17 protein-coding genes are annotated in these 17,854 nt (G+C 72.6%); 10 read left to right on the top strand and 7 right to left on the bottom strand.

What is annotated here, in order from left to right; translation table 11 throughout:
- Window positions 1-226: 226 nt before the first annotated feature.
- Window positions 227-955: an MIP/aquaporin family protein gene (locus E1211_RS20675; RefSeq protein WP_132350660.1), complete on the bottom strand. Its 729-nt coding sequence runs from the start codon at window positions 953-955 to the stop codon at window positions 227-229.
- A 124-nt stretch (window positions 956-1,079) separates the two neighbouring features.
- Here E1211_RS20675 and E1211_RS20670 point away from each other — a divergent pair, with 124 nt between their 5' ends.
- Both E1211_RS20670 and E1211_RS20665 read left to right on the top strand, forming a co-directional pair.
- Window positions 1,080-2,153, top strand: coding sequence for an NAD(P)-binding domain-containing protein (locus tag E1211_RS20670; protein WP_243709623.1), 1,074 nt, complete (start codon window positions 1,080-1,082; stop codon window positions 2,151-2,153).
- Window positions 2,154-2,369: 216 nt separating this feature from the next.
- Entirely contained in the window at window positions 2,370-2,651 is a 282-nt protein-coding gene (locus tag E1211_RS20665) for an adhesin (protein ID WP_132350658.1), read from the top strand.
- Window positions 2,652-2,772: 121 nt separating this feature from the next.
- Here the strand turns inward: E1211_RS20665 and E1211_RS20660 are convergent, their stop codons facing one another.
- The 3 genes from E1211_RS20660 to E1211_RS20650 all read right to left on the bottom strand — a co-directional run bounded on the left by E1211_RS20660 (window position 2,773) and on the right by E1211_RS20650 (window position 5,451).
- Window positions 2,773-3,270 carry a PepSY domain-containing protein gene (locus E1211_RS20660; protein ID WP_132350657.1) on the bottom strand — a complete coding sequence of 166 codons (498 nt, stop codon included), beginning with the start codon at window positions 3,268-3,270 and terminating at the stop codon, window positions 2,773-2,775.
- A gap of 187 nt (window positions 3,271-3,457) precedes the next feature.
- Window positions 3,458-4,762, bottom strand: coding sequence for a HAMP domain-containing sensor histidine kinase (locus tag E1211_RS20655; RefSeq protein WP_132350656.1), 1,305 nt, complete (start codon window positions 4,760-4,762; stop codon window positions 3,458-3,460).
- On the bottom strand, window positions 4,759-5,451 hold the full coding sequence (locus E1211_RS20650; RefSeq protein WP_132350655.1) for a response regulator transcription factor: 693 nt from the start codon (window positions 5,449-5,451) through the stop codon (window positions 4,759-4,761). Before E1211_RS20650 ends, E1211_RS20655 begins: the two co-directional genes overlap by 4 nt.
- Before the next feature lie 102 nt (window positions 5,452-5,553).
- Between E1211_RS20650 and E1211_RS20645 the strand changes: the two genes are divergently transcribed.
- From E1211_RS20645 to E1211_RS20635, 3 genes are all read left to right on the top strand, one after another.
- The gene (locus E1211_RS20645; protein WP_132350654.1) at window positions 5,554-6,036 is read left to right on the top strand and encodes a septum formation initiator; all 483 of its coding nucleotides are present in this window, start codon (window positions 5,554-5,556) and stop codon (window positions 6,034-6,036) included.
- A gap of 311 nt (window positions 6,037-6,347) precedes the next feature.
- Window positions 6,348-6,737 (top strand): cupin domain-containing protein, encoded by a 390-nt coding sequence (locus E1211_RS20640; protein ID WP_132350653.1) that lies wholly within the window; start codon window positions 6,348-6,350, stop codon window positions 6,735-6,737.
- A gap of 53 nt (window positions 6,738-6,790) precedes the next feature.
- Entirely contained in the window at window positions 6,791-8,587 is a 1,797-nt protein-coding gene (locus E1211_RS20635; protein ID WP_132350652.1) for a glycoside hydrolase family 15 protein, read from the top strand.
- Between the two features lie 24 nt (window positions 8,588-8,611).
- On the opposite strand, the gene E1211_RS20630 is transcribed toward E1211_RS20635, so the two are convergent.
- Entirely contained in the window at window positions 8,612-9,802 is a 1,191-nt protein-coding gene (locus E1211_RS20630) for a threonine synthase (RefSeq protein ID WP_132350651.1), read from the bottom strand.
- Window positions 9,803-9,816: 14 nt separating this feature from the next.
- Complete coding sequence (locus E1211_RS20625) at window positions 9,817-10,878, bottom strand: DNA polymerase ligase N-terminal domain-containing protein (RefSeq protein ID WP_132350650.1); 1,062 nt, start codon at window positions 10,876-10,878, stop codon at window positions 9,817-9,819.
- Between the two features lie 94 nt (window positions 10,879-10,972).
- Between E1211_RS20625 and E1211_RS20620 the strand changes: the two genes are divergently transcribed.
- The 3 genes from E1211_RS20620 (at window position 10,973) to E1211_RS20610 (ending at window position 13,050) form a co-directional block, all read left to right on the top strand.
- Complete coding sequence (locus tag E1211_RS20620; protein WP_132350649.1) at window positions 10,973-11,761, top strand: aldo/keto reductase; 789 nt, start codon at window positions 10,973-10,975, stop codon at window positions 11,759-11,761.
- A 141-nt stretch (window positions 11,762-11,902) separates the two neighbouring features.
- A complete protein-coding gene (locus E1211_RS20615; protein WP_132350648.1) occupies window positions 11,903-12,088 on the top strand; it encodes a hypothetical protein in 186 nt (61 codons plus the stop codon).
- The gene (locus tag E1211_RS20610) at window positions 12,088-13,050 is read left to right on the top strand and encodes an N-acetylmuramoyl-L-alanine amidase (RefSeq protein ID WP_132350647.1); all 963 of its coding nucleotides are present in this window, start codon (window positions 12,088-12,090) and stop codon (window positions 13,048-13,050) included. The genes E1211_RS20615 and E1211_RS20610 overlap by 1 nt, the downstream gene beginning before the upstream one ends.
- Before the next feature lie 141 nt (window positions 13,051-13,191).
- Here E1211_RS20610 and E1211_RS20605 read toward each other — a convergent pair whose 3' ends face one another.
- Window positions 13,192-13,692 carry a hypothetical protein gene (locus E1211_RS20605; protein ID WP_132350646.1) on the bottom strand — a complete coding sequence of 167 codons (501 nt, stop codon included), beginning with the start codon at window positions 13,690-13,692 and terminating at the stop codon, window positions 13,192-13,194.
- Between the two features lie 278 nt (window positions 13,693-13,970).
- Here E1211_RS20605 and E1211_RS20600 point away from each other — a divergent pair, with 278 nt between their 5' ends.
- Together E1211_RS20600 and ctaD are read left to right on the top strand one after the other, a co-directional pair.
- Window positions 13,971-15,077 (top strand): FAD-dependent monooxygenase, encoded by a 1,107-nt coding sequence (locus tag E1211_RS20600; RefSeq protein WP_132350645.1) that lies wholly within the window; start codon window positions 13,971-13,973, stop codon window positions 15,075-15,077.
- 136 nt (window positions 15,078-15,213) lie between these two features.
- Window positions 15,214-16,974 carry a cytochrome c oxidase subunit I gene (gene ctaD / locus E1211_RS20595; protein ID WP_132350644.1) on the top strand — a complete coding sequence of 587 codons (1,761 nt, stop codon included), beginning with the start codon at window positions 15,214-15,216 and terminating at the stop codon, window positions 16,972-16,974.
- The last annotated feature ends 880 nt before the right edge of the window (window positions 16,975-17,854 follow it).

Raw genomic sequence — 17,854 nt, 5'->3', positions numbered from 1 at the left:
GGGTTTCGGCGGTGGCTCCGGGGGCGCCGGCGGTCGCGGCGGCGGCGACCAGCGCGACCAGTGCGAGCGTCCGGGGGAGGAGACGACGTTGCATGCGTCGATGTTGTCATGGAGATAATCGCCGGGAAAGTTTCCGCAGCGAAGGTTTTTACCGAACGGCTCACTCGGTGAGTCGGGCGGCGGAGACGGGATGGTCCGCGCGGCGGGGAGCTCCGCGCGCCGGACGTCAGGCGGGTTGGGTCCGAGGGCCGGGCTCTCCGGCGTCCCCGGGCCCGGGCGGTGGTGTGTCCGGCTTGGCGAACAGTGGTGCCACGATTGCGGCGAGCGCGCCGCCGAGGAGCGGGAAGACGATGAACACCCACAGCTGTCGCAGCGCGGCGCCGCCCTCGAAGACGGCGGGGCCGAAGGACCGAGCCGGGTTGACGGACGTCCCGTCCAGGGCGACGCCGACCAGGTGCGCCAGGGCGAGCGTCAGCCCGATGGCGACCCCGGCGACAACGGTCTGCTCGGCGCGGTTGGTCACCACGAGCACCACCAGTACGAACAGGAACGTCAGCACGGTCTCCAGCAGCGCGGCGCCGAAGCGGTTGATGTGCCCGCCGTAGCCGTTGCTGCCCAGCGCCTGGGTCTGGTCGACCACGTCACCCCAACGGGTGAGCACCCACAGTAGGAAGGCGCCGACGGTGGCGCCCGCGAACTGAGCGATCCAGTAGGCGACCGCGCCCATCAACGAGGTGTTGCCGGAGAGCAGCACCCCGAGGGTGACCGCCGGGTTCACGTGGCTGCCCGAGAGTGGACCGATCGTGTAGACCAGAGCCAGCATGACGAATCCGAAGGCGAGCGCGACCACCACCACCCCGCCCTGGACCCGGGCGGCTACCGCGCTGCCCACGCCGAAGAAGACCAGCAACAGAGTGCCGAGGAACTCGGCGACGTAGCGCCGCATATCGGTCATGAGCGCAGTTTATGGGCACCCTTGCGGCGGTGTCGTGGCGTTCGCCCGGCGGGTCGGCCCGGGTTGTGAGCGAGACGACGGCGGCGGAGGGCAGAGCAGCCGAGCGCTCTCGGTTGCACGGTACGTGGATACGCGCTCGGTCGACGTGGTGGTGATCGGTGCCGGGCAGGCCGGCCTCTCCGCCGGATACCACCTGCACCGGACCGGCTTCACCCCCGGAACCGGCTTCGTGATCCTGGACGCCGACGACGGCCCGGGTGGGGCCTGGCGACACCGGTGGCCCACGTTGACGATGGACCGGGTGCACGGCTTCCACGACCTGCCCGCCATGCCGTTCCCCGTCGCCGCGCCGGACCGGCGGGCCTCCGAGGTGGTCAGTGGCTACTTCTCCGCCTACGAGCGGACGTTCGAACTGCCGGTGGAGCGCCCGGTCCGGGTCGAGACGGTCCGATCGCTGCCCGACGGGCGGCTCGAGGTGCGTACCGACCGCGGACGCTGGATCGCCCGGGCCCTGATCAACGCCACGGGCACCTGGAGCCGGCCGTTCTGGCCGCATTACCCGGGTCGCGCCGAGTTCCGCGGCCGGCAGCTGCACACGGCCGACTACCGGGGGCCGGCGGAGTTCACCGGTCAACGGGTGGTGGTGGTCGGCGCCGGCACCTCGGCGGTGCAGCTCCTGGGCGAGATCTCCCCGGTCGCGGCGAGCACCACGTGGGTGACCCGCCGCCCACCCGACTTCCGCGACATCGACTTCACCCCGGAGCACGGCCGGGCCGCGGTCGCGCTCGTCGAGGCCCGGGTGCGCTCCGGTCGGCCGCCGAGCAGCGTGGTCGGAGTGACCGGGCTCCCGGTCACTCCCGAGGTCCGCCGGCTGCGCGAGCAGGGCGTGCTCGATCGGCTACCCATGTTCGAGCGGATCACGCCCGACGGGGTCGCCTGGGCCGACGGCCGCTTCGTCGCCGCCGACATGATCCTCTGGTGCACCGGGTTCCGGGCGGCGCTGGACCATCTCGCCCCGCTGCGCCTGCGGGACGCCGGCGGCGGAATCGTGATGGACGGGACCCGGGTCGTCGCCGACGAGCGGATTCACCTGATCGGGTACGGACCCTCGGCGAGCACCGTCGGAGCCAACCGAGCGGGCCGCGCCGCTGTGACCGAAATCCGGGCGCTGCTCGCCCGGGCCACCGCTCTCGACTGACCCGGGTCTATTTGACGGATCGCCCGACGGCGTGCAACGTAGGAGGTGACGGGGCTCTCACCTGCCCCGACGCGGTGGCGGCTATGGGACCGCCGCATGTGCCGTCGGCGACGCGAATCGTCGCCCGATCACCTCCCACGTGCATCCGGACGCGGGCCAATCACCGGTCTGCGCCGTTTCGACCGCGATCCGAGAGAATCCACGAGGAGTTCCACCATGCTCACCATGACCGACAACGCCGTCCTGGTCATCCGTGATCTCGCCAATCAACAGGACGTCGGCGAGGACGGCGGGGTGCGGATCGCCGCCGACGCCACGGCGGGCTCGCTCACCGTGGAACTGGTCGCCGGGCCGACCCAGGGCGACCACGTGGTCGACAACCAGGGGGCGCGGATCTTCCTCGACTCCGACGCCGTGGCGATCCTCGGCGACGCCTCGGTCGACGCGACCGTAGACGATCAGGGCATCGTGCAGTTCGGCTTCACCGAGAAGCAGTAGGCCGGGCACGCCACACCCCGCGGGCCTGTCGGCCACGCGGGGTGTCGTGTGCGCCCACCTGGCGGCGCACGTCGTGGCGCCTCACGGTGCCCCGGCGCGGGTTCCCGCCCGGCGGACCGGGTCAGTCGTCGTCATCGTCGTCGTCGGCCTGCTCCTGCTCCGCCCGGAGCACCGCCCCGTTCTCCCGGTCGACGTCGATGTTGTGCTCGACGTCGCCCGACACGATCTCGACGCTCCACACCGGCCGGCCGTGCTCCTGCTCGGCCTCGATCTCCTCGATCCGGCCGCCGCCGGCCCTCGCGAGCGCGATCTCCCCGGCCCGTTGCGGTTCGATCCGATCGGCGCCCGACGTGCCGGTCGCCCCCGACGGGGTGCCGCCGGCGGACGGGGTGCCACTCGGCGTACCGGCGGTGCTGCTCGGCGTACCGCTGGTGGCGCTCTCGTCCGGGGTGGCGCTGGTGGCGCTCTCGTTCGGCGCGGTCGGGGCTACGGTGGCAGCGGCCAGCGTGGTGTCCCGGTCGCGCCGCTCCTCGGCCACGGCGGCGCCGATCGCCACCCCGGCCACCGCGAGTACGGCCGCCCCACCGGCCGACGCCAGGAGCATTGAAGTGCGCGTCATCGTCTCCACCTCTCTCGGTTCCTGCTCTGAAGGATCGGTCCGGGGCGGATAGGGCGGCGCTGTGCGAGGACTAAGGCGGGGTTAAGCCGTCCGGAGCCCCAGGTCGGGCGAGGCCCGGTTGGGGGCGGGTGCCGATCGGCCGCCGCGGCGTGCCGGCGGCGTCGACGGTGGGTCCGGCCCCGCCCCCTCAGGCGCCCTGAACGGTGGCGCCGCTCCGCAGCGCCGGTGGGCCGAGCCGGAGCAGCACCTCCGCCCCGCCGCCCGGCGCCGTACCGAACTCCAACCGCCCGCCGGCGGACTGCGCCGCCCGGCGGGCGATGTCCAGACCGAGCCCCGTCGAGCCGGCCGCGCTCGCGCCCCGGCGGGCCGCGTCGGCCGGCAGACCCGGGCCCTCGTCCGCCACGGTCAGCACCACCTGCCCGGCGGCGACCGCCAGTCGCACCCGGAACGGAGTGCCGTCCGGGGTGTGCGCGAAGACGTTGCCGAGCAGCGCGTCCACCGCAGCCGCCAGCTCGTCGGCGGGCACCCCGACCGGCAGCGGACCCGGCGCGAGGTCGAGTGTCACCGGTCGTCCGGTGTCCTCCGCGAGCACCGACCAGAACGCCACCCGCTCGCCCACGATCGCCGCCGCGTCCGAGCCGGCCGGGCCGGCCGCCGGGGTGCGCCGCCAGCGGGCCTGGCGGATCAGGCCGGTCACGGCCCGTTCGAGGCCGTCCACCGCGGCCGTGATCCGGGTCGCGTCGTCCGGGTCCCGCAGTGACTCCGCCTCGAGCCGCAGCGCCGTCAGCGGCGTCCGCAGCCGGTGGGACAGGTCGGCGACCTGTTCGCGTTCCTGCACCAGCAGCACCTGGATCCGTCCGGCCAGGTGGTTGAGCGCGCCGGCCACCTCCCGCAACTCCGGTGGCCCGGACGGGGTGACCCGGGCGTCGAGTTCGGCGTTGGCGAGGCGGTGCGAGACCGCCGAGAGGTCCCCGATCGGCCGGACGAGGGTACGGGCCAGCCGGTCCGCGACCAGCAGCCCGATGAGCACCAGGAGCAGCCCCAGCAGGGCGAGCACGAGCCAGGCGCGGGTCACCCCGTCGGTCAGCTCGCCGCGCGGCACCGCGACCCGGATCACCCCGGTGCCGTCCGCCCGGCCCTGCACGGCGATCACGATCTCCCGGCCGGAGTCGGACTCCCCGGTCAGGCTCTGGCCGCGGGCGGCCAGCGCGACCGCCGGCGTGCGCGGCACCGGCGTGCCGAGCACGCTGCCGTCGGGCAGGTACACGCTCACCGGGCGGCCGGAGTCGGCGGCCAACTGCTCGACGGTCAGCCGGATGGTGGCAGTGTCGGCGGTGCCCACCACCGGGACCAGGCTCTGCGCGTCGGCGGTGGCCCGGACGGTCGCCCGGTCCTCGGCGACGGTGCGCACCAGCAGTGCCAGCGGCACCAGGAACGCGACAAGGATGAGGACGCTGACCGCGGCGACCATGAGCGCCAGCCGGAGCCTCATCCGGTGGCCTGCGGCGGTTCCAGTCGTACCCCGACGCCCCGCACGGTGTGCAGGTACCTCGGTTCCTGGGCGCTCTCGCCCAGCTTGCGGCGCAGCCACGACAGGTGCACGTCGACGGTCTTGTCGGCACCCCCGTACGGGATCTGCCAGACCTCGGTGAGCAGTTCCCGCTTGGTGACCACCTGCCCGGGCCGGGTGGCGAGGTGGTGCAGCAGGTCGAACTCGCGCGGGGTCAGCTCGACGGGGGCGCCGTCCAGGGTGACCTGCCGGGACCGGGGATCGACGCGCAGCCCACCGACGACGAGCGTCGGGTCGGGGGCGTCGCCGCCGGGCGACCGGCGCAGCACCGCCCGAGCGCGGGCGTCGAGCTGTGCGGCGGTGAACGGCTTGACCACGTAGTCGTCGGCCCCCGCGTCCAGCACCCGGACGATCTCCGTCTCGTCGTCCCGCGCGGTGGCCACGATCACCGGCACCGAGCTGACCGCGCGCAGCATCCGCAGCAGTTCGCGACCGTCCAGGTCGGGCAGTCCGAGGTCGAGCACGACGAGGTCGGGGCGGTCCTCGAGGGCGTCCCGCAGCCCGGTCATCGCCGTCGAGGCGGCGGCCACCGCGTGTCCGCGTTCGCGCAGCGCCCGGATCAGCGGGGTGCGGATGGCGAGGTCGTCCTCGATGAGCAGCAGGCGGGCCACGCTGGCAGGCTAGCCGCTGCCGCCACGTCGGGGGCGGATCGTTAACCGTCTCTTAGCGTCGCGCCGCGCCACGGCCAACCTCCGGTGGGGCAGACTCGCGGCATGCGCCGCCGTTGGCTCCTCGTCGTCGTCGGGTGGTTGGCCACCGCCGCCCTCGCCACCCTGATCGGCCTCGGCGCGATTCGACTGGTCGGCGAGAGCCTCACCGGGACGCCGGGCGGGGTGCGGGGCGAGGACGAGATAGCCCGGGCGCTCGCCTCGGACCCCCCGCCGTCCCCGCCGTCCGGAGCTCCCGCTACCTCGTCGCCCTCCGTTGCTCCCGTCACCTCGTCGCCCTCCGCGTCGCCGTCGAGCGGCTCGTCGGCGCGGCGCAGCTTCGCCACCGGCGGCGGCACCGCGGTGGCCGAGTGCACGCCGGGAGGCGTCCGGCTGGTCTCCTGGGCGCCGGCGCAGGGCTTCCGGGTGCGCGACGTCGACCGGGGACCGGACGACGACGTCGAGGTCAAATTCGACGGGGCCGGCGGGGAGTACGAGTTGAAGCTGCGCTGCATCGGCCGGGAGCCGGTCGCCGTCGAGGACGACTGAGCCTGCGGCGGGCGACTGCGCCTGCCGGGCCGACGACTGTGCCTGCCGGCCGGGGGAGCAGCTGCGCGGCGCCGGTGCGGACGAGCGCACGGCGCCGCCCGACGGTGGGTCGGAACGTCGCCGCGCTCTGGCCGTCTCCCACCGTCGCAGCCGTTCGGCGGTACGCCAGCGGGGACCTGGCTCGACCGGCTGAGCACCGGTCTGGAACCTCAATCCCCGGGCGGTACGGCTCCAAACCTCGGTGAAGTGGGAAATTCCACCATCCGGAAGTCCCGGCGTGGCGCGGCGACGGAGCGGGTATGGAGCCCGCCATGGAGCATTTCACGATCGCGACCGTCGCCGAGAAGAGCCCGGATTTCCGGCGGGTGCTGTGGACCGGGCAGCACACCCAGTTGGTCATCATGACGATCCCGCCGGGCGGGGAGATCGGCGAAGAGGTGCACGAGGGCATCGACCAGATCCTCACCTTCGTCAGCGGCACCGGCGAGGCCCGGGTGGCCGGCGAGAAGCGGGAGGTCGCGCAGGGCGACCTGGTGGTCGTACCGGCGGGCACGAAGCACAACTTCGTCAACACCGGCCCCAACCCGCTGGTGCTCTACACGGTCTACGGGCCGCCGGAGCACGCCGACCAGGCGGTGCACCGGACGAAGGAGGAGGCGGACGCCGCGGAGGCCGCGGGCGACGACGAGCCGCCGAGCTGAACGCGGCCGGGCCGGGCTCGTTGGATCCCGGTCGATCGGGGTACCCGGGGCGGGTGGAGCAGCCGGCGATCTCCGACTACGGATTCCTCTCCGACTGCCGCTCCGGCGCGCTGGTGAGCCGGGACGGCTCGATCGACTGGTGGTGCCCGGACCGCTTCGACGGCTCCGCCATCTTCGCCCGGGTGCTCGGGCCGCAGGCCGGGCACTTCCGGCTGGCGCCCGTCGGCGCGGGCGGGCCCGGGCACCGGGTCGAGCGGTCGTACCACCCCGACACGCTGGTCCTGCGCACCGTGCACCACACCCCGGACGGAAGCGTCGCGGTCACCGACGCGCTGGCCGCCGAGATCGGGGCGCGGGCGCACCAGCTCGGAATGGACTCGCCGGCCGTGCTGATCCGGGTCGTCGAAGGGCTGAGCGGCCGGGTCCGGATGGCGCTGGACTACGTGCCCCGCCCCGCACACGGCCTGCTCACGCCCTACCTGCACGAACAGCCGGACGGCAGCGTCCTCGCCACCGCCGGCGCGGTGGTGCTGGTGCTGGGGACCAACGGGCCGCCGCTGGAGGCCGGACGGGACCGGGTGTACCAGGAGTTCGAGGTCTCCGGCGGGCAGGTCGTCGGCTTCGACCTCGCGTACGGCGAGGCCTACGGCAAGCCGCCGGTCCGGCTCGACCCGCTGACCACGCTCGCCGAGACCATCCAGGCGTGGGAGGCGTACCGGGAGACGCACCAGTACCCCGGTCGGTACCCGGAGCTGGTCCGCCCCAGCGCCACCGTGCTGACCGGCCTCACCTACGCGCGCAGCGGCGCCATCGCGGCGGCGGCGACGACCTCGCTCCCCGAGCAGCTGGGCGGTGAACGCAACTACGACTACCGCTACTCCTGGCTGCGCGACTTCTCGATGACCCTGCGCGCGCTCTGGGTGGCGGCCTGCCCGCACGAGGCGTCCCGCCTCTTCGCCTGGGTCACCCGCTCGATCGGACGCATCGGCGACAAGCCGGTGCCGGTGGTCTTCGGGCTGGAGGGGGAGCGGGACCTCACCGAGCACGATTGCCCGCACCTGGTGGGCTACGCCGGCACCGGGCCGGTCCGGATCGGTAACGATGCCTGGTGCCAGCGGCAGCTCGACGTGCCGGGCGAGATCATGACCTCGGTCTGGCGGCTGCGCGACTACCTCGGGAACTCGTTCGACGGGGAGCTGCGCGAGATGGTGCTGGGGTTGACCGAACAGGTGGCGTCCACCTGGCATTTGCCGGACCGGGGGATGTGGGAGACGCGCGACGAGGAACGTCACTACCTGTCGTCGAAGGTGAACTGCTGGGTCGCCCTGGACCGGGCGGTGAAGCTGGCCGACCGGCTCGGCGACCGGGCCGATCCGCGGCGCTGGGCCGCGATCCGCGACGAGATCCGCGAGACCGTGCTCCGCGACGGCTGGAACGACCGGATCGGCGCGTTCACCGGCGCGTTCGGCTCCACCGAGCTGGACGCCTCGGCGCTCTTCCTGCCGGTGGTGCACTTCCTGCCGGCCGGCGAGCCGCGGATGCGCGCGACCATCGCCGTCATCGAGCGTGACCTGAGCACCGAGGACGGCCTGATCCGGCGCTGGAACACCGATCCGGCCGGCTTCCTGCTCTGCTCGTTCTGGCTGGTCGAATGCCTGGTGATGACAGGTGAGCAGCAGCGGGCCGAGGAGCTCTTCGAGCGGATGGCCGGGTACGCCAACGACGTCGGGCTGTTCAGCGAGCAGATCGACCTGACGACGGGCGCGCAGCTCGGCAACACCCCGCAGGCGTTGTCGCACATCGGGCTGATCAACGCGGCGTGGCGGCTGACCGATCCGAGCGCCTTCTGACCGACCCGGCCGCCGTGGCCGGCCTCAGGGCAGCACGGGCACGTCGGAGACGTCGACCGTCTCCGGGTACTTCAGGCCCGCCCCGGTGTTGAGCACCACCACCCGCTCGCCGGCGCGGATCCAGCCGCCGGCCCGCAGCTGCCGGGCGGCCGTCAGGCAGGCCGCCCCCTCCGGGCAGAGCAGCAGCCCCTCCCGCGCGGCGAAGGCGCGCAGGTCGGTCAGGATCTCCTCGTCGGAGACGGCCACCGCCGTGCCGGCGCTCTCCCGGAGCGCGGTCAGGATCAGTTCGTCGCCGAGCGGCGCCGGCACGGTGATGCCGAACGCGACGGTGTGCGCGTCCGCCCACGGCTCGGCGCGCTCCTCGCCGGCCGCGAACGCCCGCACGATCGGCGCGCAGCCCGTGGACTGCACCGCCACCAGCCGGGGCAGCCGGTCGGAGATCCAGCCCAGCTCGCGCATCTCGTGCAACGCCTTGTGGATGCCGATGAGCCCGACGCCACCGCCGGTCGGATAGATGATGACGTCGGGCACCTGCCAGCCGAGCTGCTCGACGATCTCGTACCCCATGGTCTTCTTGCCTTCGAGCCGGTACGGCTCGCGCAGCGTGCCGGCGTCGAAGATCGCGCCGCCGGAGTCGCCGACGAGCTGCGCCACCCGGCGGCCGGCGTCGCTGATCAGCCCGTCGATCAGGCGCAGGTCGGCGCCGGCGGCGACGCACTCGCGTCGGCAGATGGTCGGGGCGTCGAGCGGCATCACGATGGTCGCGCCCATCCCGGCGCGGGCGGCGTACGTGGCCCAGGCGGCACCGGCGTTGCCGTTGGTCGGCATGGCGATCCGCCGCACGCCCAGCTCGCGGGCCCGGCTGATGCCCACCGCCGCGCCCCGGGCCTTGAACGAGCCGGTGGGGATGAGCCCCTCGTCCTTGACCATGAGGTCGTCGACGCCGATCTCGGCGCCGTAACCGGACGCGCGGAGCAGCGGCGTCCAGCCCTCGCCGAGGCTGGTGACGTGCCGCGAGTCGGCGACCGGCAGCAGCTCGCGGTAGCGCCACAGGTCCGCGGGGCGCAGCGGGAACTGTTCGGGGGTGACTGCCGCGGCGACGGCGGCGAGGTCGTACCGGGCCAGCAGCGGCGAGCCGCAGACGCAGAGGTTCTGCGGCCGGTCCGCGGGATGCTCCTTGCCGCAGCGCGGGCACTCCAGGTGGGTCAGGTACACGTCGCTCCTCGCCGTCAGCTCGCGTCGATGCTCAACCAGCGCCGGCTGCGCCGCCCCGGCTCGTAACCCGAGTCGAGGCGCTTCGCCACCACCCCGGGCAGCCCCTGCTCCCGGCTGGTTCGCAGGGCCTCGGCGCCGGTACCGGGGAACCACGGCGGAGTCTGCCAGTGCGCGCCCGCGAGCGCCAGACCGTCGAGCAGCTCGCGGCGCTGGGCGTACGGCAGGTCGAGGCAGGTCACGCCCTCCAGCCAGAGCAGGTCGACCAGGAGGTACTGGGCGCCGCCGGGCACACGGCTGCCGGAGGTGGGCGGGGCGGGGCGTACCCGGCCGCCGCCGTCGATGCGGACCAGGAGACCGTCCAGCACCGCCTCGGTCGGCGCCATCGTCTCGGCGAGGTCGCGCAGCCACGAGTAGCCACCGGTGATCTCCTCGTCGGTCCCGGAGAGCAGCCGCAGCCGCCCGCCCGACACGTACGCCATCGCGCGGGTCCCGTCCCACCGCAGCTCGTACCCCCACTCGGCCTGGTCCCGGGGGAGGCGGGCGACAGGGGTGGGGTGCATCGGGCGGACCAGCTCGGGCATGCTCGTCCAGCCCTCCGGCGGCGGGTCCATCCGCCGGACCATCCAGTCCCGGCCCTCTTTGCCGCCGGTGGCGAAGAGGACGTACCGCCCGGACGTCCGCTCCCCGTCGAGCACCACGATGACCTCGTCGTCGCGCCACTTCTCCCGGCGGTAGGTGCCGCGGTCGTGGATGATCATCCTCCCGCCGCCGTACTCGCCGGCCGGGATCTCCCCGTGGAAGTCGAGGTACTCCATGGGGTGGTCCTCGGTGTGCACGGCGAGGTGGTTACGGCCGGTGTCCCGGGGCAGGCCGCGCGGCACCGCCCAGGACGCGAGCACCCCGTCGTGCTCCAGCCGGAGGTCCCAGTGCAGGCTGCGCGCGTGGTGCTGCTGGATGACGAACCGGCCGGTGCCGTCGTCGCCGCGCCGGCGGCCGCGCGGCTTCCGCTCCGGCACCGGCTCCGGGGTGCGGGCCGCATCCCTCCGGCGTCGGTACTCGTCAAGCCGGTCCGTCACATCCGCATTCTCCGGCAATCCGGGCGTCCCCGCTGGGCGGCGCGGTGCCTGGTTCCGCTCGCATGGTGGGGCCGGTACGGGTAGAACGGTCGTCATGGACCACGACGATCAGCCCACCGTCCTGCTGCCGGGCGAGGTGCGGATGCCCCTGCTCGGCTTCGGCACCTGGCGAGCCACCGGAAAGGCCGGTTACGACGCCGTGCTGGCCGCGCTCGACGCCGGTTACCGGCACCTCGACACCGCCACCGTGTACGGCAACGAAAAGGAGGTAGGCCGGGCGGTGCGGGAGAGCGACCTGCGCCGGGAGGACGTCTTCATCACGACGAAGCTGCCGCCGGACCGGGTGGGCCGGGAGCGCGAGACGCTGGAGGCGAGTCTGCGGGCCCTCGACACCGAGTACGTCGACCTGTGGTTGATCCACTGGCCGCCGTCCTCGGCCGGGGACAGCATCCCGCTCTGGCGGGAGCTGCTCGCCGCCCGGGACGAGAACCTGGTCCGGGCGGTCGGGGTGAGCAACTACAGCACCTCCCAGATCGACGAGCTGGTCCAGGCGACCGAGGAGAGCCCGGCGGTCAACCAGATCCGGTGGAGTCCGTTCCTGTACGACCGGCAGCGGCACGCCGAGCACCGGGATCGTGGCGTCGTGCTGGAGGGGTACAGCCCGCTCGACACCAGCGACCTCTCCCATCCGGTGCTGGCCCGGATCGCCGCGGCGCACGACGTCTCGCCGGCCCAGGTGGTGCTCCGGTGGCACATCGACCACGAGATCGTGGTGATCCCGAAGAGCGTCACCCCGGAGCGGATCCAGGCCAACGCCGACGTCTTCCGCTTCTCGCTCACCGCGGAGGAGATGCGCGACCTCGACGCGCTCGGCGCGGCCTGACCGCTTGCCAATTTCCTTCAGCCGGGCAGCCGAAATTGAAGGGTATCGACATCGACGTGCGGGGGGCGGTAGCGTGCCGCCATCACGTACGTCGATGCGTCGTGACCCCCTCCGCCCGCTCGGACCTGCTGAAGGAGTCTCATGGCCACGTCCCGAACCCTCCGTCTGCGCCGCCGGAGCCTGCTCGGCGTCCCGGCCCTGGTGGCCGCCGCGCTCATCACCATCGTCACCCGGCCGGGCACGGCGAGCGCCGCCCCCGCCGTGGCTCCCGCCCCGGCCGCCGCACCGCAGCCCGAGTGCCTCGCCGACCTGCTCGGCGGTGCCTGATGGCCACCATTCCCTGGCTCGTGGACGTGCTCCGATCCGCCGGCGTCCAGGTCGTCGTCGAAGGGGACTGGCTCAACCGGATGCGTCCCGGCAGCTTCGACCCGATCGGCGTGCTCTGGCACCACACCGCCTCCACCTCCAGCGCCACCAACCCGCACCCGGCGTTGAACATCTGCATCAACGGCCGGCCCGACCTGGCGGGCCCGCTCTGCCAGGCCCTCGTCGACTACCACGGGGTCTTCCACGTCATCTCCGCCGGCCGCTGCAACCACGCCGGTGTCAGCCGGGGCAGCGGACCGATCCCGGCCGGCGACGGCAACACCCTGATGATCGGGTGGGAGATCGACTACAACGGGGTCGACCAGGAGATGACGGCGGCGCAGTACAACGCCTCGATCGCCGCGACCGCCGCCGTGCTCACCCGGCTGGGCAAGGACGCCAGCCACGCCCGGGGCCACCGCGAGACGAGCACCACCGGCAAGATCGACCCGTCCTTCATCGACCTGAACGTGATGCGCGCCGACGTGGCGGCGAAGATGGCCGGCGGCACCGCCTGGTCGTCCATCGTGGACAACTCGACCGCCGGACGATTCACCGCGAGCGCGAACTGGGGTGTCTCCTCGTACTCCGGGCAGCGCTACGGCGCCGACTACCGCTACGCCGACCCGGTCGCCGCGAGCGACCCGGCCTGGTACCGGTTCGCCGTCCCGGCCGCCGGCAACTACCGGGTCGACGCCTGGTGGCCGGCGAACTCCGGCTACAACAGCGCCGCGCCGTACATCGTCGCCACCACCACCGGAAACCGTACGGTCACCGTCGACCAGCGGGTCACCGGTGGCCAGTGGCGGACGCTCGGCACGTTCGCCCTGCCCACCGGCGACGCCAACCGGGTGGCGGTGAGCCGGTGGACCACTGCCCCCGGCCTGGTCATCGCCGACGCCGTACGACTCACCCGGGTCTGACCGGATCGGCCCGCGTCCTGCTCGCCAGGGCGCGGGCCAGCCCTGCAGAAGCCGGCCGCAGATGTCGCTGCGCTCCGACCCGACGGTGGCCCGCAGCGGCTTCGGCGGGCGCGCCGTGAATCCCCGCACGTGTTGGAGGTGTCACGCGCAACCAGGGTCGGGCGCCGCCGGCCACTGCCGTAGTACCTCGGTCTGTGCCGGTGCTGCCGGCCATACCTGCAGTCGGACTCGCTCGGTGGTGGCCCCGTCCTCGTCCGAGTGCTCGCCCGCGTCCTTCGCGGCCTGAAGGTTGCTCTTCGAGACCCGTACCCGGACCGATCCCGGAGTCAGGTCGAATCGTGGGGCGTCCGGCGCGTAGTCGGAGCAGCCCATGACCACGAGGCGGCCTGATGGCACATCCAGGCTGCCTTCCACGACGTGGTCGTACCGCTCCAGGTCGCTCTGCGGCGGGTGGTCCAGCACCTCGACGTCCACCAGCACGTCCGCGCTGCTCATCGTGACGACAACTGCGGCATCCGTGACCACGGAGAACTGGGTGTGCTCGACCGTGTCGGTCCAGGCCTCCTCGAGGTTGGCCGCTGATGCCTCGTCGAAGAGATGCAGTTGGCGGTAGTCGGCGTAGAGCCTCAGCGTCCCGGTCATCGCGAAAGGGTGTCAGGTTCGGCTCGTGCCGCCGTTGAGCCTCCTGCCGCGTGCTCATTCCCGCGACGGGGTTGACCGGTCACCGACCTGACGGGGGCCTCCCTCCAGCCGGATTGCTCGGCTGAGAGGCCAGACGGACGGGCGGGCGGTCGTCCGGGTTGCTCGACAGCAGCGGAGAAGGATGCCTGCGGGACCGATCGGCCCTGGTGTGCGCTGATTGCACCGAGTAGTGTCCTGTATCCGACGCGTGCCGAACCCCTCCGGAGGCGTACCGCACCATGCGTGGCTCCCCCCTGCGCATCCTCATCGTCGGCGCGGGCATCGCCGGCCTCGCCGTGGCCCGGGCGCTGCGGATGGCGGGCTTCCGCCCCGACGTCACCGACAGGCTGCCGCCGGGGGAGTCCCACGAGACCGGCCTCTACCTTCCCGGCAATGCCGCCCGGGCGCTGCGCCGGCTCGACCTGCATGACCCGGTCCGGCGGCTCGGCCACGTCGTGCACCGGCAGCGCTTCCTGGACGCCGCCGGCGAGCCGCTCTGCGAGGTCGACCTGGACTCGCTCTGGGCCGGGGTCGGCGAGTGCCGTGCGCTGCCCCGGGCGGAACTGCACCGGGTGCTGCTCACCGGCGCCGGTGGAGCGGTGCGGCACGGCGCCGAGGTACGCACCCTCGACCTCCTGCCCGACGGCGTCGTGGTGACCTTCGTCGACGGCACCAGCGCCGAGTACGACCTCGTCATCGGCGCCGACGGGCCGCGCTCCTCGGTGCGTACGCTGGCGGCGCTCGGCGGCCCGCCCCGCCCCGCCGGCCAGGTGGTCTACCGCACGGTGCTGCGGGACGCCCCGGCCGTCACCGAGTGGACCGCGCTGCTCGGTCAGCGCTCCGGTTTCCTGCTGGTGCCGATCGGCGCCGGGCGGCTGCACTGCTACGCCGACGAGGCCGGCACCGAGAAGCCGGCCGACCCGGTGGCCCGGCTGCGGGAGGTCTTCGGCTCGTACGGCGGCCCGGTGCCGGAGGTGCTCGACGCGGTGCAGTGGGTGCACGTGGGCGTCACCGACGAGGTGGAGCTCGGGCGCTGGCACCGGGGGCGGGTGCTGCTGGTCGGCGACGCCGCGCACGCCACCGCGCCGACGCTCTCCCAGGGTGCCGCGATGGCGCTGGAGGACGCCGTCGTGCTCGCCGAGTCGTTGACGGCCGCCGGCAGCGTCGAGGCGGCCCTGACGGCGTACGAGAGCCGCCGTCGCCCGCGTACCCGATGGGTGAGCGACCGCACCCGCGACCGCAACCGGACCCGGGACGTGCCGCCGGCGCTGCGCGACCCTCTGCTGCGCGGCCGGGGCGGCCGGATCTTCGGTGAGCACTACCGGTTGCTGTTGGGTCCGCTCTGAGCCGTCCGCGCGGCCGATGATCGTAGCTGGCCACCCCACGCGGCGCTGCCACCTGCCGGGGACTATCCTCCTTGCGGATGACGGCTCGCCAGTTCAGCGCGTGCCGAGCGGGACAACCGAGAACCGGAGGCCACTCGTGACCACCGTCGCACCCAAGCCGGTCGTGACCCGGCCCTGGCCGGTCCGAGAACCGGTCAAGGGGTCGGCCATCGCGCGGCTGTTGCGCACCACGGACGCGAAGCAGATCGGGATCATGTACATGGTCACCGCGTTCGCGTTCTTCATGATCGGTGGCCTGATGGCCCTGATCATGCGGGCCGAGCTGGCCCGGCCGGGGCTGCAGTTCCTGTCGCCGGAGCAGTACAACCAGCTCTTCACCATGCACGGCACGATCATGCTGTTGTTCTTCGCGACGCCGATCGTGTTCGCCTTCGCCAACTACATCGTGCCGATCCAGATCGGCGCGCCCGATGTCTCCTTCCCGCGGCTGAACAGCTTCGCCTACTGGCTGTACGCCTTCGGCGGCACGATGGCGACCGCCGGCTTCATCACCCCGGGTGGTGCCGCCGACTTCGGTTGGTTCGCGTACGCCCCGCTGAGCAGTGTCGAGCACTCCCCGGGCGTCGGCGCCAACATGTGGATCATGGGTCTGGCCATCTCCGGCCTGGGCACCATCCTCGGCGCGGTCAACATGATCACCACGGTGCTGACCCTGCGGGCGCCCGGCATGACCATGTTCCGGATGCCGATCTTCACGTGGAACATCCTGGTCACCAGCCTCCTGGTGATCCTGGTCTTCCCGCTGCTCGCCGCCGCGCTCTTCGCGCTCTCCGCGGACCGGCTGATGGGCGCCCACGTGTTCGACCCCGCGACCGGCGGGCCGATGCTGTGGCAACACCTCTTCTGGTTCTTCGGCCACCCCGAGGTGTACATCGTCGCGCTGCCGTTCTTCGGCATCATCAGCGAGATCATCCCGGTCTTCTCCCGCAAGCCGATCTTCGGCTACAAGGGCCTGGTGGCCGCGACCCTCGCCATCGCCGCGCTGTCGATGAGCGTGTGGGCGCACCACATGTTCGCCACCGGTCAGGTGCTGCTGCCGTTCTTCAGCTTCCTGAGCTTCCTGATCGCGGTGCCCACCGGTATGAAGTTCTTCAACTGGATCGGCACCATGTGGCGCGGCCAGGTGAGCTTCGAGACGCCGATGCTCTGGTCGGTCGGCTTCCTGGTGACCTTCCTCTTCGGTGGTCTCACCGGTGTGCTGCTGGCCAGCCCGCCGCTGGACTTCCACGTCTCCGACTCGTACTTCGTGGTGGCGCACTTCCACTACGTGCTCTTCGGCACCATCGTGTTCGCGGTCTTCGCCGGCATCTACTTCTGGTTCCCGAAGATGTTCGGCCGGATGCTCGACGAGCGGCTCGGCAAGGTGCACTTCTGGCTCACCATGATCGGCTTCCACACCACGTTCCTGGTGCAGCACTGGCTGGGTGCCGAGGGCTTCCCCCGCCGGTACGCCGACTACCAGCCCGACGACGGCTTCACCACGCTGAACATGGTCTCCACGATCGGCGCCTTCATCACCGGTATCTCGACGCTCCCGTTCATCTACAACTGCTGGAAGTCGTACCGGACCGGCCCGGTCGTCGAGGTCAACGACCCGTGGGGTCACGGCAACTCGCTGGAGTGGGCGACCAGCTCCCCGCCGCCGCTGCGGAACTTCGACCGGATGCCGCGGATCCGCTCCGAGCGGCCCGCGTTCGACATGAAGTTCCCCGAGCTGGCCGCCGGTGGCCAGAGCCTGGCCGGGCCGCCGGAGGGCGGTGCCAAGCCGCTGACCAGCGAGTCGGACGGCGGGGCCCGCTACACCGAGGACACCGCCAGCAACATCGACCGGGCCTGACCGCTCGATCCACGGCACCCACGACGGGCGCCGCCCCCGGACCACCCGGGAGCGGCGCCCGTCGCCTTTTCCCGACATGCTCCCGCCTGTCCCGGCCCGGCCTGTCCCGGCCCGGCCTGTCCCGGCCCGGCCTGTCCCGGCCCCGCCCCGTCCCGGGCGTGTCTGTCCCGGCCTTGTCTCGGGCGTGTCTGTCGCGGCCCTGCCTGTCCCGGGTCTGTCTCGGTCGGGCCTGCTTCGGTCGGCGCTCGGGTGATCAACTCGACTTCCTGTAAGTCGGGGTATCTGGGCGTGGGGATGGCCCGACATCCTTGAAGTCGAGTTGATCATCTCGGTGCTCGACTCGCTGGGCAGGAGCACCTTCTCCGTGGTCGGGCACTCCATGCTCAATCGGTGGGTCTGCCGCGCGAGGGCTGGACCCGGTCAAACCAGGTCCAGCCCTCGCTCGATCGGGTCTGGCTCGCTCGTCGGGTGCGGCCCTGTTCGGTCCGGCCCCGCTCGGTCTGGACCGGCGCGGTCCGGTTCCGCTCTACCCGGTCCGCTCGGTCGGGCCCGTCGGGTTCGGTTCGTTCGGTCGTGGGTTTCGCTGGGTTGGGCCTGTCGGGTTCGGTTCGTTCGGTCGTGGGTTTCGCTGGGTTGGGCCTGCCGGGTTCGGTCCGCTCGGTCAGTCCGGCTTCGTATGGTCCGGCCGCTCGGGCTAACCCTGCCCCGCACGGGTTGACCCGATTTTTTCGGTTTAATGTGGCCTGGGTAAGCCCTCGGTTGGCCGGACAGGTCAAGGTCGACTCGACTTCCAGGAAGTCGGGCCTTCTCGCGTCCGGGACAGCCCGACTTCCTTGAAGTCGAGTCGATCACCCTGCGACCGCTCACGCCCCCCCCGTGC

Source organism: Micromonospora sp. 15K316, assembly GCF_004348525.1.
Lineage (GTDB): Bacteria > Actinomycetota > Actinomycetes > Mycobacteriales > Micromonosporaceae > Micromonospora.
The sequence above is the reverse complement of the archived record's forward strand: the minus strand, read 5'-3'. Positions and strand labels throughout refer to the sequence as shown.